The organism is Algicola sagamiensis DSM 14643, assembly GCF_000374485.1.
Classification (GTDB): Bacteria; Pseudomonadota; Gammaproteobacteria; order Enterobacterales; family Alteromonadaceae; genus Algicola; species Algicola sagamiensis.
This window is the reverse complement of record NZ_KB894493.1, coordinates 31,397-55,597: the sequence shown is the minus strand read 5'-3', so window position 1 is coordinate 55,597 and position 24,201 is coordinate 31,397. Positions and strand designations below refer to the sequence as shown.

The following is a 24,201-nucleotide window of genomic DNA, read 5'->3' as shown; positions in this document are numbered from 1 at the left end:
CTTTTGTTTATCTGTCATATGGAAAATTGATATAATGATGGTTTTGGACCACTATTTCACCCATGATCCTTTTAATTACATATGTTCTCGTTGCTCTAGGGTTTTCATTTCTATGCTCAATTGCAGAAGCTGTTCTGCTGAGTATTACCAACGCACATGTTGCCCTGTTGGAGCGGGAGGAGAAGAAATCAGGTTTTTTACTGCGCCAGTTGAAAGATGAAGTAAATAAGCCATTGGCCGCAATTTTAACCTTGAATACGATTGCACATACGATGGGTGCAGCAGGCGCTGGCGCTCAAGCGGCTGTGGTGTTTGGTAGTGCATCGATCGGTATTTTTTCTGCAATTCTGACCTTTTTAATTTTGGTTTTTTCTGAAATCATTCCAAAAACAGTGGGCGCACATTACTGGCGTGAACTCGCACCTGCAACAGCTTATGGGCTTCATTATCTGATTTATCTTCTCTATCCATTTGTGAAGCTTTCCGAGTTTTTAACGCGTGGTTTAACCTCAGAGCCAACACTGAGCGGCTTTAGCCGAGAAGAATTTGCTGTAATGGCAGAGCTAAGTGCCCAAGAAGGACAACTTGGAAAGCACGAGTCTCAAATATTAAAAAACCTGATGTTATTTCGAGATACGCCGATTAAAAGTGCAATGACGCCAAGGACTGTCCTGTTCTCACTCTCCGAGACTCTCCGCGTTGAAGAGTTTTTTCATAAATATGATGACATGCGCTTTTCTCGCATTCCCATTTACGAAGATGACCCGGTCAACGTCACTGGCTTTGTTCTACGAAGTGATCTTTTACTCGCGCAAGCGCGTGGCAATACTGACAATATTTTAAAGAATTATGCTCGGTCTATTCCATCACTTTTGGCAACTATGAAGCTGTCCCAAGCTTTCAATGAATTTTTAAGAATGCGTGCCCATATCATTCTGGTGGTTAATGAACATGGCAGTGCACAAGGTGTATTAACCTTCGAAGATCTCATTGAAACGCTTCTTGGACTCGAGATTGTCGATGAAAGCGACAAAGATATCGATATGCAAAAACTGGCTCGACGTTTATGGAAAAAACGGGCTAAAGAAATGGGATTAGACTTATCACAGTATGAAAATTCCGAGTAGAGGGGGTAACCCCCTGCTCTTTTGTGTTCAATAATTCTTGTGTTGATTCCGCAATAAGCGTCTATATTTCCAATATATTTTAATATTAAATCGTGACAATGTCACATAACCATTTTGATTATTTGAATAGAGGGAAATATGACACAATCCACCCAAAAGTTTCTTGGCGGCTGGTCTCAATATTGGGATGTAGCACCTCCGGTAGCATTCACTTATGCAATTTATGGCATGATCACATCTTTAGAAACATTGACTAACCCAGGGAATAAAAGTCCTTCAACAAAACCTATCGATTCTTCCGCGCAAAAAATGTGGGCATACGGTGGCGGTGGTTGTACACCCCAAGGATACCCAACAGAGGAAGGGATCCAGTCGATTGTTGATGCAACGGTTAAAAATGGCTGGGTTGGTGTTGATTTCGATGACGAATGTGCAATGAATATTCCGAATATCATTCGGACCATGCAGGCATTAAAGCAGCAAGGGAAGCAATCCAGTTATACGTTTTTAGCAGGTGCTGATTATGTCAATCTTGGCACAGGAGAGCAAACCATTCGCGATATCACCACAGCAAATTGTTGCAGTCGGTTTTGTTTGATGTGTTACAGCAGCCATATGTGGTCTGAACAAGATATCAACGCTTATGTCGAAAAGGCTGTTGTGAAAACAATTGATCTTGTTGGGGATCGTAAAAAGGTAGTTCTTGCACTGACACCAGCTGGTTTAAATGATACGAATCTCCAGCAATTTTTAGATATTGTTATCAAACACGATATCGGTGGTCTATTTGTTTGGGAGTTTAAAGATCTGCCGAATCAATACCTGGATACAATTATCACAACACTTGGAATATAGGTGATAGCAATTTATAAATACCCCTTTTGGGGAATGTTCAACGTTCCCCAATTCTTTAATCATCACCTATTAACTCAATACGTCTAAAACGATTTGGCTCATTCCAGCCATGAACATGATCAGCTTATACAACCCAATCAATAACATCAAAAAGAGCGGGAAAGTATAGATAACCCATACAATATCTTTTAGCCGAACCCCAAATATCTTCTTGTCAGTCTTTGTTCCTGGAACATCTAAAAACAAGAGAATAACATAGAAAATAAGATATAGGATAAACCACGGATTGATCAGATATACCAAGTAAAGTCCGGCTGCGCCAGCAACCAAGTAGATCAGAAGCTGTTTTACGTTCTGATGGAGAGAATTCATCATAAAATACATCTGTCGTACATGTGAAAACATCCTTGTTTTCACATAATTTCATATCGTTAGATATGATTAATGCTTCCAATGATAACGGTGGGCTTTTTCTTCCATCATCTTTTGTGTTGCAGGATGCATTTGTGTTTGTTGGCCTGATTCGAAGAAGAACTCCTGACGCTCATTGTCGTAGTTACCCACTTCGTTCATCGAAGCTGCATCGTAAAGACGACCATTGATCATGGTATAAGCGACTTTTTCTGATTGGCGGATATCTTTTAGCGGATTGCCATCGACAATCATCAGATCCGCTAGTTTCCCTTTTTCAATCGAGCCAATGTCTTTATCCATTGCAAGGTAACGCGCACCGTCACTTGTTCCACTACGGAGTGCTTCCCAAGGTGTAAATCCACCTTGAACCATCATCCATAGCTCCCAGTGTGCAGCTAAACCTTCACGTTGACCGTGTGCACCGATTTGGACTGTGACGCCTTTATCACGGAGTTTTTTCGCACTTTTTGCGACCAAGATATGGTTATAGTGGTGCTCGGGCGCTTTTGCTGGGCGCATTGAGCGAGGCTCAACAATATACTTCGGTACATAACTCATCAAGCGTTTATTTTCCCAGACATTTGTATGGTGATACCAGTAATTCTCACCACCTAGGCCACCATAGGCAACAACGAATGTCGGTGTATAACCTGCATCTGTTTGTGACCAAAGCTGTTGAACATCTCCGTATAGGTTGGGAACTGGCAACGCATGCTCTACACCCGTGTGACCGTCTACAACCTGATTAATGTTATGCTGGAACTTCGCGCCACCTTCTGGAACAACCATGATCCCCAACTCACGACCCGCGGCAATCACCTGCTGACGTACCTTACGGCTTGTATGGTTATAACTTTTGACAGAAATTGCGCCTGCATCCTTCAAACGCTGCACATGGAATTTCGCATCATCGTAGCTATTGATACGCGACTTATATCCATTTGCATGACCCGCATACAAAATACGGCCTGTGGAGTAAATACGTGGACCTACTGTTTCACCTGCACGAACCATTTCAGACATTGAAAAGACTTCACTTGTGTCATTCGATGGATCATGAATGGTTGTCACACCAAATGACAGATTGGAATACTGGTTCCAGTTTTGTTGTGGTTGAATACCATAACTTGCGTAACTCCCGTGCGCGTGTGCATCAACGAGTCCAGGAAGAACCGTTTTACCAGATACGTCGACCTGTTTGGCTTTCGATGGGATCTTCACTTCCCCTTTTTTGCCAACTGCAATGATGCGATTGTTTTCAACGATAACTACACCGTCTTCAATCACTTCTTGCGTGTTGTCTGCATCGCGCATCGTGACAACGCGTCCACCGACTAATGCAACCATTCCCTCTGGTTTATCTGATTTTTGTTTAAACGTGATCTCAATTCCTTCCAGCTCAGGCTCAGGAAGCGCTTTAGCTTCGCCGTTTAAGAACTCAAACGTATCCTTTAGCGTTCGACGATAAAGTTTTGAACCGAAGCCCCACGTCAACTCTTGACTATCCCCTCTCCAGGCAAGGAAGTCACCTGAGCGGCCAGACACCTGCTTCGCTGGAAGGCCAAGGCTTTTACTGTCTTGATCCATTTTGATGACTTTACCACGGGTCACAAATGGCGTAAGGAATACTTTATGGTGTTGAACATAAGCAAGCCATTGATTATCTGGTGAAATATTGAATGCAGTTACATACTCACCTTCATAGTGATCACGCTCATCTTTTCCTGATAAGTTCACACTATGCAAAGACATTTTTGTTTCGTCGACTTCTTTTGCAAAGAATATGCGTTGACTATCTGAAGAAAATTGCGGGTTGATACCATCTTTTACGACTCGTTTCACATTGTCACCATCGATGTCAGCAACATAAATACCTGGCTGCATCGACCACTCAGGCGATAGTAGATATCCACCAGTGACTTTTTCATATACGACATACTTACCATCATTGGAAAAAGCTGGCGCAATATAATGACCGGGTTCTGATGTGATTGTCTTTGAGCGACGATTTTTGAGTGAAACGACCTTTACCGAGCCGAGCTTTTTATCACTCCATGACGTGTATACAACAGATTTGCCATCTTTAGACAAAGATGGGTAGTATTCAAATTCATCATCAGAACGAGTCAAGCGTTTGACTTTGCCAGAGTCTAAATCACGAATATATAAGCGCCCTAACGCTTGAAACACGACTGACTCTCCGTCTGGTGTCACCTGCATCCAACGCGCCATTTTTACTTTAAACGTATCCGGTGCAACGTCGACAGCAAATTTTAATGCTGGTGTGACTTGCTTAGTCGTTTTGACATGAACCGGAATTTCTTTAGCTTCTTTATCATCAATCTCAATGCGATGAATTTTACCTTTCGCCCAAAAAACTAATTCATCTGAATCTGGTGTCCAAGCGTAAGCCGGCGCATTCCCCTGGCTTCCGCCTGCTTCTTGCAAATCACGATCAATACCAAGATAAATTTGTGTTTCTTTTCCAGACTTTAAATCTTTGATAAATAATGCACTTTGCATTTCTACACGGCGGATATACGCGAGATACTTCCCATCTGGTGATTCGATTGGGCGGATTGCACCACCAGCACCAGAAACAACAATATCTTCTTCACCTGTTTCTAAGTTTTTAGTGCGTATTTCAAAAATGTTGCCAACAGAGTTTTTATCATATTGCCAACGCACACCTGGTGTGGCATCGACTGAATAATAAACTTTTTTACCATCTTTGGCGAAAGACGGCTCTGCAACGTTTTTCTGAGATTTCTCTCCGTGAAGGCGCTCGCGGATCTCAACACCGTCTCCACCTGAGCGATGGAACATCCAGATAGAACCCGCAGGGATGCTTCGGCTGGTGATTTGCCCTTTCTTCGCGACAATAAACTGGCCATCTGGACTCCAAGCTGGGTTATGTAGCAAGTTATTTTTTGCTTTGGAAACCTGATGAAGGTTTTGTCCATCCGAGTCCATGGTCCAAATATTATCTGCACCACCGCGGTCAGAAACAAATGCGATTGATTTTCCATCCGGGCTAAATTTAGGCTGGAAATTCCATGCAATATCAGATGTTAAAGCTTTTGCTTCACCACCATCGATATCAACGATATAGATGTCTCCAAGCATATCGAAAACAATTGTATCGCCATCTGGAGAGACATCCAGGTTTGTCCAGGTCAGTTCTTTGGTATCGATATTGACCGTTTTCTTCTCACCCGGTGGATTTAAGACATCCCACGCCTTTTCTTTTTCATTTTTTTCGGCTGTGACCTTGCTGTCTTTCACTTCCTCGGCAATAACTTCCGGAACCAACATGCCCGTGCTCAGCATCGCAGAAGCAAGTGTAATCGAGAGTTTGTTCTTCAAGAACATAGTATTATCCCCTCTATATTGTTTTGCAGGTGGGTTTGCCACCGCTAGTTTCAAAAATAATTGACTAGAAACCCTACAGGGGGTAAAGGCTGAATGCAATATCGTTCAACTCATAGAATACGGATTTCATAGCGAATGGATTATGTATACGTGTTCCTCGATGGGATCTAAATTAGCTATCCCTTCGCACATAGATCAAACAGGCTGATCGCAGTAATGAGGTAAAATTCTGTATCTCTCCATGGTAATTCATCGCTTCATCATAAAGCTGACTAATGAATTGATTCACACTCATACCTTCTTCCTGGGATATTTTTTCCAAAATATCCCAAAACTGGCGTTCCAAAGACAAGCTGGTGACCAGCCCTTGGATCCGTAAAGAGCGCTTGATAGGTTCATATGATTCAGGTGGTTGTTCGTAAAAAACTCGGCACATACGTTACTCAATCACATCTACAGTTCAAATAGCGAATTAGCATTATAACTGGATCAGCTCTATCGGGTAACCATCGGGATCGCGAATAAAAGCGATTAAAATTTTTCCACCAGCAACCGGGCCAGGAGCTCGGCTGATCTCAACAGCTTTTTGGGCAAGTGCTTCGCAAGATGCATAAATATCATCAACACCAATTGCAATATGTCCATATGCATTACCCATTTCGTAATTATCTTCATCCCAGTTCCAGGTCAGTTCTAATTCAGCTGCATGCTCATCATCGGAAAACTTCAGATAAGCCAACGTATATCGATATGCTACGTTATCTATTTTTCTATCCAATTTCATATTGAGCATGTTTGTGTAAAAGTGAATAGAGCGTTCCAAGTCTGTGACTCGAAGCATGGTGTGTAAAAGTTTCATAATTTTTTCACTCATTGCGTTCAACGAAATAACTTGGCTAAGCCTATCGAAAAAGAAAACATGATCGGTAGGTAATATTTACTACTTTTAAAAGCAACTAAATAAATTACTACTAGAATCACTCTTTTGTCTCATTTACATGTACCCATCCCGTCAACATACTACAAGCTCGTTGTCACAAAGATTATAAAAAAGAGGCTTTTTATGCTTTTGTACCCTTGTACTCTTCTTTTCCTTTTCATTACTTTTTTTCTGAGCTTCTCGACGAGTGCACAAATGAACATGGTGCACTTTGGAGATAGTATTTCTGACTCTGGTGTAAAACATGCGATGACAGGGATGCTGAACGAACAATCACAAGACCACATTGGTATCCGTGCACTAGAACCAAATTTTCAAGGACGCTTTAGTAATGGACTGACTTGGGTTGATTACTTGCAAGTTTCATTCAATCATCAACTGGGACAACCAGCGATGCTCTCTCGACAGTGGGAAGTCACCTTAAACATTGGCGATCAAAACCGAAAGTTTTCTACCCAACTTCAATCTCTTACAGGTCATAATTGGTCAATCGGTGGTGCAATGACAGGTGACGGTTATTTCCATGATTTTGATACACAAAATGGTGCTACCTATATTGAAGGAGGAGAACTGATGCCGAATCTAGGTCAGCAAATCGATGATTATTTGGCTCTTTATTCTAGTTTCCAAGGTGTTGATTGGATCACGATCCAAGGTGGCATCAATAATTTATGGTATTCCACCTATGGTTCGCTTTCACAAACGTCTCAAGAAGCGGCTGAACAATACCTGGAAAATATTCGTAAGATGTTAGCGCATGACGCAAAGCATATTCTTGTGATGAACTTACCTGATATTTCGATTAGCCCTGCATTTTCACCAGTAAAAGAAAAAGCTGGTGCGTATGTTGCGTCATTTAATCAAACGCTAAATATGGGGCTGATCCAGATCCAACTTGATTACCCAGATGCTCAGGTTGCCGTTTTGGATGCCTATCAAATCATTCAGGCGATTGATGAAGCGGTTCAAGTCAATGGTATTTATGAAAACCGAAGGCTTCGGTTACATATCATGGATTCCAGAAATGCGGCATGGAATAATAGAACAGGCGAAATTGCCCAGAGCCCAAATGATTACCTGTTCTGGGATAGTATCCATCCAACCACAGCAGTGCACCGTTTGCTGGCTGAACAGGCGCGAAAACAAATGACACCATGGCGACAAAAAGGAATGGATTAAGCCCTTCTTACATTCGACCAACATTTATCGCGGCTCTGTCCGCGATAAAACAAAGTTGAAGTCCACAAAAGCTCCATTTTTCAGGTAAGCTGGAACTCAGTCGCTTCGACATGACAAAGTGGCTAACCTCATCCTATTTTATGGATCAAAAACAAAAATTCAGCAATAAGATATAATGAATTGAGCTTGTTCCTCTGCCTCCTCGCTTTAGAATAGAAACCTGTTTTTTAATTAAGTGCAGAAGATATTCTATGTTAAAGCAATGGTTTACTGGCCCTTTTTGGCGCCGAGTGCTGGTTGCATTTGTGTTGGGGGCGGGTCTAGGACTGGCTTTAAACACCTATGGACAGCCAGAATCTCCCTCAATGTTGTACACTGCCCTGACAAATTTTGCCAAAGGTGCTGGTGATTTATTTATTCATGCCATCAAAATGTTGGTTGTCCCTTTAGTTTTGTTTTCAATTATCTCCAGCATCACTTCCGTCGGTCAGCAAGGGATTGGCCGAATGGGTGTGAAAACGATCTCGATGTTCCTGACAACAGCACTGATTGCTAGTGGCATTGGTCTTTTGATTGGCTCTTTAATGAACTTCGAAACGAATATTGCATTGGTGGCAGGTGAACAGAAGATCAAGCATATCCCCCCTGTTCATGAAGTGTTGACGAATATAATTCCGACCAACCCATTCCGTGCATTGATGGAAGGTAATATTCTACAGATTGTCTTTATGGCTGTGCTGATTGGCCTGAGTATTAATGCGCTCAAAGAAAAAGCTGCGCCAGCGAAGAGGTTTTTCGAAGTGGGTACTGAAATCATGTACCAAATTACCCGCTACGTTCTTCAATTAACACCGATTGGTGTCTTTGGTCTGATGGCTTGGATGCTGAGCCAGCTTGGTATTGAAGCGCTCTACCCGCTTGTGCAGTTTATCGTTGCGATTTATATTGCCTGCTTCATCCACATTTTCTTAATTTATGGTGGCTTCGTTAAAGTCTTTACGAATACAAAACTGATTGACTTCTACCGCCATATTTTCCCTGCGCAATTGGTCGCTTATACGACGGCGAGCAGCTATGGAACTTTACCTGCAACGACGAAAGCAGTCGAAAGCTTGGGGGTGAAGAAAAAATACAGTAGCTTTATCTTACCACTCGGTGCAACCATCAATATGGATGGCTGTGGTGGAATATACCCAGCAATTGCAGCTATTTTTATTGCGCATATTTTCCAAGTACCTCTTGAGTTCACTGACTATATTTTAATTGCTTTGACAGCGACCTTAGCGTCTGTTGGAACTGCGGGTGTCCCAGGTACTGCGATGGTCATGTTGACCGTGACCTTAAATGTTGTTGGATTACCACTTGAAGGGATTGCTTATATTGCAGCAATTGACCGGATCATAGATATGATGCGCACAGCAACCAATATTACAGGCGACGCGATGGTCTCATTAGTTATCCATGAAACAGAAGAAAGAGTTGCACTTCGAGAACCAAGCTCTGTATCGACAAAAGAAGGACAGCCTTCCTCGAACTAACCAGATTTACGAGGCTTCGTTTGAAGCCTCGCTTTCATCCAATTGATGGAGAGTCGTCATCGACAGCCTACAGGGCAACCATCGCCTTTCAAATCTCATTTGAACGTTATCAAGCAAGGAAGTGAAATAGGGAAAACTTAGAGATAAATCTATACTGTTTTGAAAGTTAATTTGAGTTTGGTAGTTAATTTGAGAGTGCAATCGATTCAATTCGTGAGGAAAGCTACCAATTGATTGGTAGCTTAATCAAGGAAGTTAGAAATCAATCAAAATACATTTTATGTTGGCCAATTTTAGCCTTGGTTTTGAGGTAATGCTCATTCCCATCTTTGATATGGACGCCTGTGGAGACGACCTTTTCGATTTTGATACCACAGTCTTGGAGGGCTTTTTGTTTTCGTGGGTTGTTTGTGATGAGGCGAATCGAAGCAATACCCAATGCGCGGAGCATTTCTGCGGCCTCATCAAATTCTCTTAAGTCATCACCAAAGCCTAAGTGATTATTTGCTTCGTAGGTATTCATGCCTTGAGACTGTAGGACATAAGCATCAAGTTTGTTATAGAGACCAATGCCCCGCCCTTCTTGTCGAAGATAAAGAAGGATACCACCTTGGTGGCGCATTCGCTCGATAGTTTCATCGAGTTGTTCTCCACAATCACAGCGGGACGAATGGAAAACATCGCCAGTTAAACATTCTGAATGGAGTCGAACTAATGGACTATTTGATTGCTGATCCGCCTTATTAAAAATGATTGCGACATGCTCACTCTCTGATCGCAAATCATGAAATGAAACAATATCGACTGGAATATCACTCTGTGGGCCGATTTTGATTGATGCTCTTGCTCTTACTGTTGCCATGGATAACCCAACTTTCACAACTTTCGTTTACTACGTCAACTGCTCGATGAACAGTGGATCCGGAACTGCTGTTCTTCTAAAGATTCTAACACTCAAACGTATGCATCTGAAATAATATTACGTTCGGTGATATTATTTTTGAGATATTATCACAAAAAGAATTCATTCAGAATTTAATCATTAAGTACCATGTTAATTTTTGTAAACAGTGATTTCAGTTGATATCAGAAGCGGGACAAATGCATTAATCTAACCATGCTTTATGACACTTTTGTTATATCCATCGCATTTAACTCTTCCTGAAGGATGTAAAACACATGAAACTAGAAGACTTTTTGATCACCGAGTTTGAATGCGCGCATTGTGGAAAACCTCACCGTCGGAGCATTTACTGGATACAACATCAGGAACTGTTCCTTTGCACATGTGGACACCAAACTTCATTAAATCAATTGAAAATGGAAGTTCAAAAGCTGACGGAAGCAATGGAAAGCTACACACCATAAAAACGATAAATAATAAAAAATGGGAAAAATGAGATCGCATCGCGGTCTCTTTTCTTTTTTCATTTTTCCTTAGCGCAACCCTTCACATCGTAAGGTAATTTTCAAACTTTTGTGTAAGAATGACTTGCTGTTCGTCAGGATATTCCAGGATCTCCATAATCACATTTTCCCGGCTGGTTTGTCCTTTTTTCACTTGGTGTGCCCAAAGTGCAGTCTGGTAATCCCATTGGCTTTCTTGGCGTTTTTCTGCTGGCCAGCTTGCGATATTATGCGACATATATCTCCTGTAGAATGAAACCGATTGAAGAGGAGCGCTATTCTATCGGAAGATTTACTCTGGGTCACTATCTGGTTGTAAGGCTTCACTGAGAAGGTGAACATCGTTAGATAAATCATGGATCGCACGTTCAAGGCTTGTTTTTTCCCTTGTCGTAAACTCACTCTCCTCCAATTGTTTCTCCAATCCATCCAGTTGATGCCGAAGCGCTTCGAGCGAAATTGATTTTTCTTCCATCATTTCTTCCTCTGACTGTATCAGTGATTTATTCCTGAACTAAAATATAGACCATCCATGATCATTTTTTGAATGGTTTTCATTCCCTAACCCATAATGCTTCCCATGGAAAAATTAACTTTAACACAATCAGATATACAGAATTCAGCCAACGGAGATGCGTCACATTTATCATTTAAGGATATTGAAGTCACTATTGTTGAGCTGCTTCTTAAGCTGAATGATCGGCTGGATAAAAAAGCGGAAGAAGAACAGTACTTTTCCGACCATAAGTGCTTTCAAACCGCCCTATATGAATATAAAACGTCTGAATTCATGAAGGCAGCGAAATGGTTCCGGCGTGCTGCGATGAAAGGGCATACAAAATCTCAATTTTATCTTGGGATCATGTTTACCCAAGGGAAAGGTGTGCCGAAAAGTCTATATCACGGTTATAGTTGGCTCTCTTTAGCTGCGAGTCAAAGCTGTCCAGAAGCAACAGCCGCAATGGAGCGTGTAGAGCGCTATATGACATCATCAGAAATTAGTCAGGCGAATAAACTCGCAGCGACCCGATATGAAGAAATCCATGACTTGAATTTTTGCTATCTGAAGAGCAAGTAAGAAGCATGATGCTTCTTACTTTAGTGTAGGCTTAATGTTTACCGACAAGCTTTACATCACTATATGTGCTATAGCCTCTGAGCATAATGTGATATTTCCCAGCTTTTACATTTGAGATTTGGCACGTTTCATTATTACCCCACTTATATGGGCGGCATTCGTAGTCGTTTCGTGTTGGCTTTTGACCAAATCGAACATAGAGGTCAACATCCCCTGAACCACCTGATGTTTCAACTGTGAGCTGACTCACGCCTGATGGCACTTCGATATAATAATAGGTTTCGCTCCCACGGTTCCCATCAACGATCACCGGTTCACCATTTTTTATCTTTCCATCTGGATCCGGATCCGGATCTGGGTCTGGATTATCTCCACCGTCAGCAAAGCCCAGCTCCACCAAATAGGCAGTTGCAAGTTTTGCAAAATTGAGTGCATGGGCGCCTGTTGTATCCGAATTCGACAAGGTATCGTTTGTGGTATGAATTCTTGGGTTTGAATTGCTCATTGAAGCTTCAAATGGCATAACTGCTGAATAACTTTTTCGGTTCCAAGATGCATGATCTGAGCAGCCATAACCACAACGGCTGGTGCCATGTTCAATATTTGGGAAATAATGATCCATAAGCGACTTCGAATAGTTAGTCAGATTGCTATCCGTATAATCTGTCATAAAATACATTGACTTACTGCTGCCCTTATAATTGGTCATATCCAATTGCATGACCGCTTTGACATCTTTTTCATTATTACGATAGTTGGATGCAATATCATTCGAACCACGAAGCCCGATTTCCTCAGCTGCATATCCCATAAATTTTAACGTGCGAAGCGGCTGCTCTTTCAGTGTTAGAAAAGCTCTCAGCGCTTCACGAATCGTTGCAATGCCTGATGCGTCATCATCTGCACCGGGTGCACGGCTATTTTCACTGGTACCACGATTTAATGTGGAATCAAGGTGCCCCCCAATCACAATAATTTCATCTGGATACTTGCTACCTGTGAGTGTTAAAACGACGGAGTCTTGTCGCCACGAGTGATCATACAATTCAGCATTTGCCCAAGATAAACCACTTGCAAGAGATGCCCAGTCATCTTTGATCCATTTCGCTGCTTTTTCACCATGGGATGTGGAATAGTAACGATTCGTGTAACTGGACAGGGTTTGAATGGTATCAACGATATTCTGCGCGGATAAAGTGGCAACTGCTTTATTCACGCGTTCATCTTGAGTAATAGGAGGCGGATCAAAGTTTGCCATTTGTTCAGGCATTGATGTTGCCTGCATTGCTGATGCCAGGGACGTGTGTACCATAAAACCACCACATCGATTCTTTTCAGTGTGCATTCGACGAGAAAGCGCGTTGAGCTGACTTTCATCAATTTCTGCAATATAAATTGGCTGATTAAATAATGAAGATGTGGGCAGGATTTTTCCTTGGAGCTCGGTAACGAGATGTTCAGCATCTCTGTCTGTTGTGATCCACAGCGGCTCGGCGTAAAGTTGTTTTGCCGAAAGACTTGCGCTCAAAACGATCGCGAGTTTGCTCAATTTCATTGTATCTTTCCTTTCAACTTGGTGTTTACATATTATTTATTTCTTATTACTTCATGTTTAATTTTTGTATAAATATTCGGTACGTCAAAGATACAATTTTGTCATGATAAATCGCCTCCTGCTCAAGTTGCGAGCAGGAGGCACCATTGACAATAGCCTTAGCTTTCCACAACACTAAACTGCCCCATCATCCCTAGGTCTTCATGTTCAAGAATATGACAGTGGTACATATATGGAGCGTGATGCTCTAAACTATACGCTCCGGCTTCTCCAGCTTCGATTGATTCCTGGTTTCGGTGTGTTGTTTTATCAAACTTCATCATAATTTTGGCTGAAACAACCTTATCGTGATCAACATGCTGAAGGGTTGGGTTCATGACATCCTTCCACCCTTTGAGTTCTTCGGTCGGCTCCTCACCATTCAAGGATAAAATGATGAATGAACATGCATGCACATGAAATGGATGCGCACCAAATGCAGAAGTGACCTGCCAAGTTTCCCACTCACCTTTCGGGATTGTTATGTTGATCACATTCATATCGAACATTTTCTTATTGATATAGTATTCAGTTTCCTCGTCATTTCTGTCCATATGCAGCGTTCGACTGACCGCTGGTGCACTTGCTGCATAAGCCTCCCAATCGATTTGCGGTACAGTAACACGCAGATTTTCGGGTAAAGCAGCAGGGACCGGAACCGATTGATTCACGGCAAAACGAAGAACAGGTTGAGTGGGATCCTGGCCAGGGACTGGTGGAATGGTCATCGCTTCCATATCGAAAATTCCCCCTTCGTAATTTTCAAAATTCAACATGACTTCAATCCGCTCGCCTGGGTATAAGAAGCTTCTTTTCATCAGCACAGGGCGATTCAAAAAACCGCCGTCAGAAGCAATTTGGTAGAACTCAAGGCCATCTTTAAAGGAAAGGTTATACACCCGGGTGTTGGAGGCGTTTAAAAGACGAAATCGGTTCCAACCTGGGGAGACAGAAATGAAAGGGTTTGTCATCCCGTTGACTGTAATGTATTCACCAACCATGACATTTGTCCCTCGGGTATCATAAATTTGCTGACCATTCTTGTCGAAGTTTTTATCCTGGATCATGATTGGAAAATCATTCACACCATAAATATCTGGTAAGCCCATAAAGCGAGAGAGATATTCACTATTGTGGTCTTCTACAATCAACATACCAAAGTGACCGTTATAGACTTGGACTGCCGTCTTTTTACAAGTATGTGCATGATACCAGTAAGTACTGGCCTCATTCTCGACATTCATTGAAAATTCCCAAGTCCCATGCGGGGAAATTTCCTGATGTGGTCCCCCATCAATTGGACCAGGAATATGCATACCATGCCAATGATTGGTCGTGGCTTCATTCATCATATTTTTAATTTCAAAATCCACCCTATCCCCGCGTTTTAATTTGATTGTTGGGGCCATATAGGTTGTTGGGTACAGCATGCTGGACATCGCAACAGCTGTGGAAGACTGTTCATCGAAGAACATATGCGTCGACTGATGCACATAAAAAGTCGGTAATCGATATGTCGTTGAATACGGGTATTCGATCAGTGGTGGGATCATAATATGTTGATAACCATCAAGAGATTTCGTTTGCTTTGAAGTCAGCATTTGTGAGGCACTTTTTGAATAAAAACCAGTTGCGCCAATTGCCGCACCAGATACACCAATTGTCCCGTATTTTAAAAATTTTCTGCGATCCATAAAACTTAAACCTTTCAGAGTAAAACGTTTTTACACCCTAATCGAAATAAGTGGGATGAAATATAAGACTTTATACTGAACTCCAATAGAAAAAATTTCTATTCTATTGATAATTAATAAGTTTATTTTAAATATAAAATCTGTAAGCTTTTGCAATGATTTGTCTCTAAAATACAAACATCGCTATACTCAAACAAAAGAAGTATCCATGGCGATTGCCATTTCAATCATGAGGCTGCTGCATTGGCACAAACAAAGCTTATTTTGACAGATAAAGATATGAACCAACTGGTTCTTGAATTTTTTAAGGACAATATTTGCCTTGTTCCAGATCGTCACTACCCAACAAATGAAATCGAGCGGCTTCATTCCATTGAGGAATTTCAAAGTGCGGAAAATGCAAAGCACTATTATTTACTTCATGAAAACTGGACTCATGAGCCGCTCGTGATTGATCAAGTTGATAGTCCAGAAGAAGGAACGTATTTTTATATATCACCAAAAAAAGGTGGGCCAACAGTCGATTTTTATTTTACAGGAGAACTGATGAAGGATGGACGTCGATATGCTGGACTTGGCTATATTAACTATGCTGCAAATTACTGGTCTACGACAAAACAATGTATGCAACCAGCGCCTGAGGCATCCAAGCAGTTCTACACCAATTTTGTGAACGATTTGAGAAAACGATCCCGTGTCAAACGGGATCATAAATCAACTTTCTGGATGAGCCTCAATGCGGAAAAGCTCATCCATCAAGGTGTACTGCATCTCCAGTTAGATTTTCTTGCTCAGCATCACTTATGAGTCAAGCTGCTTTACATCTTTTTCCAAAGCTTTTATCTGTTTGGAAACCTGCTTTAATGCAGATAGTTTTTCTTGTATCTCAACTGTACCGTATAGTACGAGCGTACAATATCGTTCGAGATGTTTTAATCGGTCTGAAAACTCCGGAAAAACATACTGTAACCTGTCGATATAAGCTGCCAGTGTTACTCCCTGCTCCCTTGGAGTATCGAGTAGCTTTTGCAAATGTATAATGTATCGAAGGATTTTTTCTTCCACAGATAAATGCTTATTTTTTTGAAACCTGCGATAGGCGTACCAAAGGACCCCAAAGATAATCAGCGGGCCAATGAAGTATTTAATGAACGATAACCAATTCTTTAGATCACTCAAAGCATCTAAAAAGCTATCTCTTTTCTTATCATCATAGGTAAGTACCCAGGCTGTCCAATAGAAATCAACCGATGACATCCAGTTACTGACAGTTGTAAAAAATTTATTTTGCGTAAATTTATATATTTCAGGTGAATAACCAAGGTATTCATTCAGCTCCCCTGAGGCTTCGAGCGCAGTTTCAAGACTACTCTCAACACGTGATGGGGCAATCGCGCCAGTTGGATCAATATGGAGCCAGCCATACTTCTCAGACCATATTTCGACCCAGGCATGGGCTTGTGTTTGGCTAACATCCAAGTATTTCCCGGTTGGATTCCACTTTCCTCCTTGATAGCCTGTCACAATACGGGCTGGGATCCCAATACTTCTCATCATTACGGCAATGGCAGAAGCATAGTGTGCACAAAACCCTTTTTTATAAGTAAATAAAACGCCACGCACACTATCCTGCATCAAAGGTGGCTGAATGGTATATACATACCCCTCTTTGGTAATATAACTGAGCACCTTATTGATAATTTCCTTTTCATCTTTTTCCTGACCAATAATATCCAGTGTAAATTGCTTCACATCAGAATAATCCTTAGGTAATTTTAGGTTCCGTTCATAGAATTCATCTTGAATGAATTTGTTACGAACATTCGGATCTTGATAGGATATGACTTCATAGGACTTTCTTTCAGCCAAGGTCTTTTTATACATTAACGTTCGATGACGGGTGACAAATAGCCCTTCTCCCTTTTGCAATAAAGGTGCGTCCAATGCATAAGCCCATGACTGTTGCGTTGGTTCTGCAATAACTCGATAGGATAATCCATCCTTTGGAGCTTCCGAAAAGTGCTCAACACCTTTTCCAACAGAACCACGTGGGATCATGGACCATCGACGGCCATCAAAATCTTCCAATATGAGCGTTCGCCAATAGAGTTGACTTTGATCAGGCACAGCGCCATTAAATTCGACTCTAAACACACGTTTATCATCTTTGACAATATTGGAAATATCGCCTGGGGACATATTATCGCTGACACCCACCTTTGCGACCCCTGGGTTAAACATGGACCATAGCGGGGGCAATCGAGGCATCATGACGAAAAGCAGCATGGTCGCGGGCATACTGTAAAAAATAACCCGAAAGGCTATTTTCATCCTTGGTTTCGCAGATGATTTGATTGTATAGAGGGAAAGGTGCAAATAAACCGTCAAGATAAAGGCTAACAAGATCAATAAAGCCATTCCGATAGACTGATGGAAAACATACCCTCCCGAGACCAAGAAAAGGTGAATGAGAAAGATAGATTTTAAGTCTGTTTCATCTAACGGTGTCAACAGTTTCAATACAGCGCCAATAATCAGTAGGTTGAAAAATGAATCAATGGGCTTTGAGATATTCGAAGCGATGACAATCAACGCACAAACAATTGTGAGCACAGTCAAAAAGTTTTTACCTGGCTTTGGACACTTATTCAATGTGGCAGCGACAGCCCAGCCCTGAAGTAGAATTGTAAGTCCGATCGTTGCATAGGAAACAGGCTCCATGTAAAAATAAATCACCATCCACTGGCAAATGATGAACCCCCACAATGTATGTGCGTTTTGGTGAATTTTAAGCATTTTGGTATGTCGCTAAAGCTCTCAAACAACGACGCGCTGTATCTGCGTCCCTGACATATCTCTCTTTCATTGTCCCAAGTACAAAATGAAAAGGGCGATTTTCCTTTTGAAGTGTATCCACCCAATAACTGAACTGGCTCAGCTTATGCTCTAAATCAATCGCAGGCATTCTATCAAGTGATAACACCTCTTCACTCAATTCATTTTCTGACTCAAGCTCTTTACTTAACAGCTGTCCATCGCGTTTTGCAACCTGTTTCCAGGCAACTCGGGACATCGGTTCTCCCTGTTTGTATTCTCTAAGTCCAGCTAACTCCTGTTCCTGAGTATCTGAACTAGATATACCATCATCCTCAAGTCCATACTTTTTTCCTGGGGCATGCACCAACCTGCATGGTTGTGGCGCGGGGTAAAAATAGGCATGAATATCCAGATCAATATAAGTCCATGTCCGTGTTAAACCTAATGGGAAAAAGGACTCGATCAATAAACGACCTGGTGAGTGATGGCCTCGCTCTTGTTTTTCAAAGCTGAGGCTAACCTGAGAAGGCGTTTCTAAACCTTCTAATTGGGCTTCTGTATCTTCTTCTTTTAAGAATGAACAACTGAGCGCATGCCTAGCACGCTGTGTGGATAATTCAACCTGAACCGCTGCACGCCCTCCAGCGTATGAATCCGCAACACTGACACGCCGAATTTTTAGTTGATACATGTTGTAAAATCCAAACCAGAAACAGGAAAGAAACAAGCTTCCCATTAAATAGGCAACCAATAAGATCAAATTATTTTGATAGTTGGTCCCAAGAATAAAAATAGCCAACGTTGCCAGTGCATAGATCCAGCCAAATCGACTTGGTAGGATAAATATTTCGCTTTGCTTTAATTGAATGTTTTCTCTGGGTGGCATCCGTTTATCAAGCCATTGATCCCGAAATTGCTCAAGCTTTTCAACCAGGCCAAACATTATGATGTTCCTAACACATCAATGGATTTCAAAATTTTTGTACTATGCGCACTCGACTTCACATCATAATGAATATCTCTGATCCTATGCTCCGCAACAGAGGTAAATATTTTTTGAACATCATCAGGGGTGACAAAGTCTCTCTCTGAGATCATCGCCCACGTCTTGGCAGCAGCAAGAATTGCCTTAGAAGCTCTTGGGGATAAGGGATTGAGATGTTGCTCTTGTGTTCTTGAGTGTTGGACAAGACGTAAAATATAGTCAAGTAGGGCATCTGAAACCGTAATATCGTGTACCTTTTGTTGCAAGTTCAGCATTTCTTGGACCGTCATTAAGTTTTCAATGCCATCATGTCTTGATGTTAAATGAGCACTATCTTTCAGCATTTCCTTTTCTGCATCCATAGAAGGAAAGCCCAGCGAAATCTGCATGAGAAAGCGGTCCATCTGAGACTCAGGCAGTGGGTTTGTGCCTGATTGGCTCAGTGGGTTTTGTGTCGCAATCACAAAAAATGGCTCGGGGAGTTGATGTGTGACACCATCAATGGTCACCTGTTTTTCTTCCATCGCTTCTAAAAGTGCAGATTGTGTCTTTGGACTAGCACGGTTAATTTCATCTGCTAGTAAAACATTCGTAAAAATTGGCCCTGGGTGAAATTCAAACTGCCTGGAATCTCTGTTGTAGATATTCGTTCCAAGTATGTCAGAAGGTAATAAGTCGTTTGTAAACTGAATACGCTTATAATTCAGCCCCAACGCATCTGCCAATGCATGTGATAGCGTTGTTTTACCCATTCCTGGGAGATCTTCAATGAGTAGGTGACCCTTTGCGAGAAGACATGTCAATGACAGCCTTACCTGATCCTCTTTTCCTAATACAACTTGGGAGACTTTTTGAATAACCTGTGAAATTAAAACATGTGACATGGTGCAAACTTCTTAATTTTCGTGAAAATGACGCCGAAACACTTATCTCTATCACCAACCACTTCAAGAGGGTTCGCTTAAAAGTCTAGAGGTTCTGTCGTGTTTAGGCATTGTCTTAATTCTAGTACTAATTAACCAGAGTCTGTTGATCTTTCATCAATGTTGCTGCTGGTGGCTGAAAAAACCTCACTCTTTGTTACTAGTTGTTCATTTGGAATGACCAAACTTCTCTCCTTGTGCCGTGATTGATGCGTTTTCTGCGGTAACAGCGTGGATTGCCGAAAGATAAACAGACCCTTTTAACTTGGGAAAAATTCGCTCTATATCCATAAATAAGAATTAGTCAGGCAAGATAATACGAACAGGCAGAACAATCAACGAATATCAAACTGAAATTGCACAGTTTTTTAACAAATAAGGGGTTGTGCTTATAAAAAACCCCAAACAAGAATTTGCTTGGGGTTTACATAGTCATCTTGAATCAATAAAAACGATTCAACCAGAATCTACACTCAGCACTATCTTGGTGGCAGCATACCCGGTGGCATCATTCCTTTCATACCGCGCATCATTTTTGCCATACCACCCTTGCCTGAGATTTTTTTCATCATCTTTTGCATCTGAGTAAATTGCTTTAAGAGTTTATTGACATCCTGAATCTGTGTTCCAGAACCAGCCGCGATACGTCGTTTTCGAGATCCTTTAATGATTTCAGGCCGTTCTCTTTCTATTGGCGTCATTGAATTGATAATCGCTTCCATTTGAACGAAAACTTTATCATCCACCTGATTCTTGACTTGATCTGACATCTGCCCCATACCCGGCAGTTTGTCCATCATAGACATCATCCCGCCCATATTTCTCATTTGGACGAGTTGCTCTCTAAAGTCATCCAAAGTAAACCCTTTTCCTTTCATCACTTTACGGGCGACTTTTTCGGCTTTATCACGATCAACTTTGCGTTCGACTTCTTCGATTAACGAGAGTACGTCGCCCATACCCAGAATACGGGATGCGATACGATCCGGGTGGAATGGCTCCAATGCATCCGTTTTTTCACCCACACCGATAAACTTGATTGGTTTGCCAGTAATATGACGAATCGACAAAGCAGCACCACCACGTGCATCCCCATCTGCCTTCGTCAAGATCACTCCGGTTAATGGCAGTGCTTCATTAAATGCTTTCGCGGTATTCGCTGCATCCTGACCTGTCATTGCGTCAACAACAAACAAGGTTTCAACAGGTTTGATACTTGCATGAAGCTCTTTGATTTCTGACATCATGTCTTCATCAACATGTAATCGACCGGCCGTATCGACAAGGATCACGTCATGGAACTGTGTTTTACCGTGTGCGATCGCATTATGCGCAATATCTAAGGGTTTTTCGCTTGGGTCGCTAGGGAAAAAGTCAACTTGAATATCTTCGGCAAGGGTTTCCAGCTGTTTGATTGCTGCTGGACGGTATACATCAGCACTGACAACAAGAACTTTTTTCTTATGACGCTCTTTTAAAAATTTCGCAAGTTTACCGACACTTGTTGTTTTACCAGCACCTTGCAAACCAGCCATTAATACAATGGCAGGAGGTTGCGTTGCGAGGTTTAACTCCTCGTTGGCATCCCCCATTGCAGCTTCAAGTTCTTCACGGACAATTTTGATAAAGACTTGTCCAGGGCTCAAACTTTTTGTGACCTCTGTACCGATAGCCCTTTCTTTTACTTTCGCTACAAAGTCTCGAACGACCGGTAAAGCAACGTCGGCTTCAAGGAATGCCATCCGTACTTCACGGAGCGTTTCTTTAATATTGTCTTCTGTCAGCCGTCCACGACCACTAATGTTTTTTAACGTTTTCGATAGACGATCAGTTAAATTCTCAAACATGGTTTGTCCCAAAACATCTAAATTCTGGTGTGATTATATCTCTAAAATGATTCACTCACTACAGTTTCGAGTGTTTATCTTCAGCAAATTCACCAGATTTTTCTGAAATATAAACAACAATCCAGTGCATATCGGACTAGGCAATACAGGATGTATCACGTAAAATGAGCTGGAACTTTCAATCAATTCGTACAGAAAGCGTACTATAAGAAGCAATAACGGAAGAAACATCATATGATGAATGAGCTTTTTGTCGGCTTATCTATTGTCGCATATGCGACCGCTGCCTATACGGCTTCAAGTCAATTACTTTCCAGCAATGGTCCGCCAATTCGTTCAATCCTGGGGTTTGCAGCACTCGCTCTATTTTGCCATGCTTTTGCATTAGTGCAATATACCTTTCCCCAAGGTGGTACAAACTTCAGTCTACTCAATGCCAGTGCTGTGATTTGCTTTATGATCACCTTATTCGTGTCTCTGGCTACATTGCGAATCAACACGATTATGTTACTACCCGCTGTCTATGGGTTTTCAGCGCTGTTGCAATCTGTGTATCTATTTTCACCAAAGCATAGCGTTTTATTGCAACTCTCAACACATCCAGGCGTGATCATGCATATTGTATTGTCTTTTGCCGCATATTGCGTGCTCGTGATCACAACGCTTTATGCGATTCAAGCGCAAATCATCAATAGAAGATTACGAAATAAAGATCTGACAATCGTCACCAGCCATTTACCGCCTCTGATGGTCGTAGAGAAACAGCAATTTACTTTACTCGTATGTGGTAACGTATTGCTCACTTTGTCATTTGTATCTGGTTTTTTATTCTTTGAAAATATTTTTAGTCGTGAAATGGCACATAAAACAGTTTTATCACTCATTGCATGGGCTGTTTTCATGACCATTGGCTGGGGCCATCGCTTCCGTGGCTGGCGTGGAGAAAAAACAGTTATTGCGACCATTATTGGCGCAATATTACTCACACTTGCCTACTTTGGTTCAAGATTTGTCCGAGAAGTTATTCTGGGTCGGTTTTAATTGACAATTTTCTTGACTCTATCCCAAAAACAGAATATCAAGTAATTTGGTTTAGTCATAAAGGATCACATCGTTGGACGACATATCAGCGCTGAGTAGTTATTCACCCGGCACACTTTTCATTGTACTCATCATTCTCTTATTTCTATCTGCCTTCTTCTCAGGGTCTGAGACAGGCATGATGGCAATCAATCGATACAAGCTTAAGCATTTGGCGAAAAGCGGCCATTCTGGCGCAAATCGCGTATATAAACTTCTAAAAAGACCGGATCGTCTCATCGGCGTGATCCTGATTGGAAATAACCTCGTCAATAATATCGCTGCGGTTGTCGCTGCCTCCATCGGGATGAAACTCTATGGTGAGCTAGGTTATGCCGCTGCACCAATTGTACTTACTTTCTTAGTCCTTATCTTCTCAGAAGTCACACCAAAATCGTTAGCTGCCATGCATCCAGAAAAAGTGAGCTTTCCAGCTTCAATAATTCTTTCTGGACTATTAAAATTATTCTATCCACTGGTGATTGCATTGAACTGGATCACAAATGGCATCTTGCAATTGTTTGGCTTTAGTCAAAAGCAACGCGAACAACATAGTCTGTCGAGCGAAGAATTAAGAACAGTCGTCCATGAGGCAGGCTCTCTCATTCCCGAGCGCCACCAAAGCATGCTTGTCAACCTTCTTGATTTAGAGAAAATGCAGGTTGAAGATATCATGATCCCAAGAAGTGAAATCATCGCCATTGATATCAATGATGATTGGAAAGTCATCGTTAAGCAATTGACTCATGCACAACACACCCGCTTATTACTTTATCGTGACAGCATTGATGACGCTGTTGGTTTTATTCATGCACGTGATGCACTTCGCTTGCTCTCCAAGGAACAATTTACAAAAGCAACGCTATTGAGAGCTGTACGTGAGATTTATTTTATCCCAGAGACAACTTCTCTCTATACACAATTGTTCAAGTTTCAGCAGTCGAAAGAACGTATTGGCTTGGTTGTTGATGAATATGGCGATATTCAAGGACTCGTTACGCTTGAAGATATTCTTGAAGAAATTGTGGGTGACTTTACAACCACAATGACACCAAATACCAGCGAAGAAGTCCATGCACAGCAAGATGGTTCGTATTTAGTTGATGGTAGCGCCAGTATACGTGATCTCAATAAAGAGATGGAATGGGAATTCCCAACCAATGGACCAAAAACACTGAATGGTCTCATTTTAGAGTACCTTGAAGAGATCCCTCAGGCGAACATCAGTCTTCGATTGGCCGGGTATCCAATTGAGATCATTGAAGTGAAAGACAATATGGTCAAAACAGCGCGAGTCATGCCAGAGCTTAAAAAAGAAGGCCTGTGATTTTTTTGAGCAATCTTTCATGCG

22 protein-coding genes are annotated in these 24,201 nt (G+C 41.7%); 9 read left to right on the top strand and 13 right to left on the bottom strand.

Translation table 11 applies throughout. From position 1 onward, the window contains the following. The first annotated feature begins 62 nt into the window (after positions 1-62). On the top strand, positions 63-1,127 hold the full coding sequence (locus C505_RS0106030) for a CNNM domain-containing protein (protein ID WP_018691694.1): 1,065 nt from the start codon (positions 63-65) through the stop codon (positions 1,125-1,127). A 138-nt stretch (positions 1,128-1,265) separates the two neighbouring features. Next, entirely contained in the window at positions 1,266-1,982 is a 717-nt protein-coding gene (locus tag C505_RS0106025) for a hypothetical protein (RefSeq protein WP_018691693.1), read from the top strand. Positions 1,983-2,051: 69 nt separating this feature from the next. Here the strand turns inward: C505_RS0106025 and C505_RS0106020 are convergent, their stop codons facing one another. From C505_RS0106020 to gloA, 4 genes are all read right to left on the bottom strand, one after another. After that, on the bottom strand, positions 2,052-2,357 hold the full coding sequence (locus C505_RS0106020) for a hypothetical protein (protein WP_157368841.1): 306 nt from the start codon (positions 2,355-2,357) through the stop codon (positions 2,052-2,054). Positions 2,358-2,423: 66 nt separating this feature from the next. Beyond that, positions 2,424-5,768, bottom strand: a complete 3,345-nt coding sequence (locus C505_RS0106015) for an amidohydrolase family protein (protein WP_026317782.1) — start codon at positions 5,766-5,768, stop codon at positions 2,424-2,426. Positions 5,769-5,940: 172 nt separating this feature from the next. Then, positions 5,941-6,204 carry a ribbon-helix-helix domain-containing protein gene (locus C505_RS0106010; RefSeq protein ID WP_018691690.1) on the bottom strand — a complete coding sequence of 88 codons (264 nt, stop codon included), beginning with the start codon at positions 6,202-6,204 and terminating at the stop codon, positions 5,941-5,943. A 42-nt stretch (positions 6,205-6,246) separates the two neighbouring features. Next, positions 6,247-6,627: a lactoylglutathione lyase gene (gloA, locus tag C505_RS0106005; RefSeq protein ID WP_018691689.1), complete on the bottom strand. Its 381-nt coding sequence runs from the start codon at positions 6,625-6,627 to the stop codon at positions 6,247-6,249. A 276-nt stretch (positions 6,628-6,903) separates the two neighbouring features. Here gloA and C505_RS0106000 point away from each other — a divergent pair, with 276 nt between their 5' ends. Together C505_RS0106000 and C505_RS0105995 are read left to right on the top strand one after the other, a co-directional pair. Beyond that, positions 6,904-7,887 (top strand): SGNH/GDSL hydrolase family protein, encoded by a 984-nt coding sequence (locus C505_RS0106000; protein WP_169337007.1) that lies wholly within the window; start codon positions 6,904-6,906, stop codon positions 7,885-7,887. Positions 7,888-8,138: 251 nt separating this feature from the next. Beyond that, positions 8,139-9,425 (top strand): dicarboxylate/amino acid:cation symporter, encoded by a 1,287-nt coding sequence (locus C505_RS0105995; protein ID WP_018691687.1) that lies wholly within the window; start codon positions 8,139-8,141, stop codon positions 9,423-9,425. A 262-nt stretch (positions 9,426-9,687) separates the two neighbouring features. Here C505_RS0105995 and C505_RS0105990 read toward each other — a convergent pair whose 3' ends face one another. After that, complete coding sequence (locus tag C505_RS0105990; protein ID WP_018691686.1) at positions 9,688-10,287, bottom strand: GTP cyclohydrolase II; 600 nt, start codon at positions 10,285-10,287, stop codon at positions 9,688-9,690. Positions 10,288-10,604: 317 nt separating this feature from the next. Between C505_RS0105990 and C505_RS0105985 the strand changes: the two genes are divergently transcribed. Beyond that, complete coding sequence (locus C505_RS0105985) at positions 10,605-10,793, top strand: hypothetical protein (RefSeq protein WP_018691685.1); 189 nt, start codon at positions 10,605-10,607, stop codon at positions 10,791-10,793. A gap of 82 nt (positions 10,794-10,875) precedes the next feature. Here the strand turns inward: C505_RS0105985 and C505_RS0105980 are convergent, their stop codons facing one another. Further along, positions 10,876-11,070 (bottom strand): DUF3283 family protein, encoded by a 195-nt coding sequence (locus C505_RS0105980; RefSeq protein ID WP_018691684.1) that lies wholly within the window; start codon positions 11,068-11,070, stop codon positions 10,876-10,878. 54 nt (positions 11,071-11,124) lie between these two features. Further along, positions 11,125-11,307 carry a hypothetical protein gene (locus C505_RS0105975; RefSeq protein WP_018691683.1) on the bottom strand — a complete coding sequence of 61 codons (183 nt, stop codon included), beginning with the start codon at positions 11,305-11,307 and terminating at the stop codon, positions 11,125-11,127. Positions 11,308-11,412: 105 nt separating this feature from the next. On the opposite strand from C505_RS0105975, the gene C505_RS23515 reads away from it, so the two are divergent. Further along, the gene (locus tag C505_RS23515; protein ID WP_018691682.1) at positions 11,413-11,910 is read left to right on the top strand and encodes a tetratricopeptide repeat protein; all 498 of its coding nucleotides are present in this window, start codon (positions 11,413-11,415) and stop codon (positions 11,908-11,910) included. A 31-nt stretch (positions 11,911-11,941) separates the two neighbouring features. Here the strand turns inward: C505_RS23515 and C505_RS0105965 are convergent, their stop codons facing one another. Together C505_RS0105965 and C505_RS0105960 are read right to left on the bottom strand one after the other, a co-directional pair. Continuing rightward, positions 11,942-13,465: a M20/M25/M40 family metallo-hydrolase gene (locus tag C505_RS0105965; protein WP_018691681.1), complete on the bottom strand. Its 1,524-nt coding sequence runs from the start codon at positions 13,463-13,465 to the stop codon at positions 11,942-11,944. 158 nt (positions 13,466-13,623) lie between these two features. After that, the gene (locus C505_RS0105960) at positions 13,624-15,198 is read right to left on the bottom strand and encodes a multicopper oxidase family protein (RefSeq protein ID WP_018691680.1); all 1,575 of its coding nucleotides are present in this window, start codon (positions 15,196-15,198) and stop codon (positions 13,624-13,626) included. Positions 15,199-15,441: 243 nt separating this feature from the next. Between C505_RS0105960 and C505_RS0105955 the strand changes: the two genes are divergently transcribed. Beyond that, positions 15,442-16,005: a hypothetical protein gene (locus C505_RS0105955; protein ID WP_018691679.1), complete on the top strand. Its 564-nt coding sequence runs from the start codon at positions 15,442-15,444 to the stop codon at positions 16,003-16,005. On the opposite strand, the gene C505_RS0105950 is transcribed toward C505_RS0105955, so the two are convergent. The 4 genes from C505_RS0105950 to ffh all read right to left on the bottom strand — a co-directional run bounded on the left by C505_RS0105950 (position 16,000) and on the right by ffh (position 21,770). Then, positions 16,000-17,994 (bottom strand): transglutaminase family protein, encoded by a 1,995-nt coding sequence (locus C505_RS0105950; RefSeq protein WP_018691678.1) that lies wholly within the window; start codon positions 17,992-17,994, stop codon positions 16,000-16,002. The two genes, C505_RS0105955 and C505_RS0105950, sit on opposite strands and share 6 nt — an antisense overlap. Beyond that, on the bottom strand, positions 17,987-18,958 hold the full coding sequence (locus C505_RS0105945) for a DUF58 domain-containing protein (protein WP_018691677.1): 972 nt from the start codon (positions 18,956-18,958) through the stop codon (positions 17,987-17,989). Before C505_RS0105945 ends, C505_RS0105950 begins: the two co-directional genes overlap by 8 nt. Beyond that, positions 18,958-19,884, bottom strand: a complete 927-nt coding sequence (locus C505_RS0105940; RefSeq protein ID WP_018691676.1) for an AAA family ATPase — start codon at positions 19,882-19,884, stop codon at positions 18,958-18,960. Before C505_RS0105940 ends, C505_RS0105945 begins: the two co-directional genes overlap by 1 nt. Before the next feature lie 518 nt (positions 19,885-20,402). After that, entirely contained in the window at positions 20,403-21,770 is a 1,368-nt protein-coding gene (gene ffh, locus C505_RS0105935) for a signal recognition particle protein (RefSeq protein ID WP_018691675.1), read from the bottom strand. A gap of 234 nt (positions 21,771-22,004) precedes the next feature. Between ffh and C505_RS0105930 the strand changes: the two genes are divergently transcribed. Then, positions 22,005-22,811, top strand: coding sequence for a cytochrome C assembly family protein (locus tag C505_RS0105930; RefSeq protein WP_018691674.1), 807 nt, complete (start codon positions 22,005-22,007; stop codon positions 22,809-22,811). A gap of 91 nt (positions 22,812-22,902) precedes the next feature. Next, entirely contained in the window at positions 22,903-24,177 is a 1,275-nt protein-coding gene (locus tag C505_RS0105925) for an HlyC/CorC family transporter (RefSeq protein ID WP_083938294.1), read from the top strand. Positions 24,178-24,201: the final 24 nt, after the last annotated feature.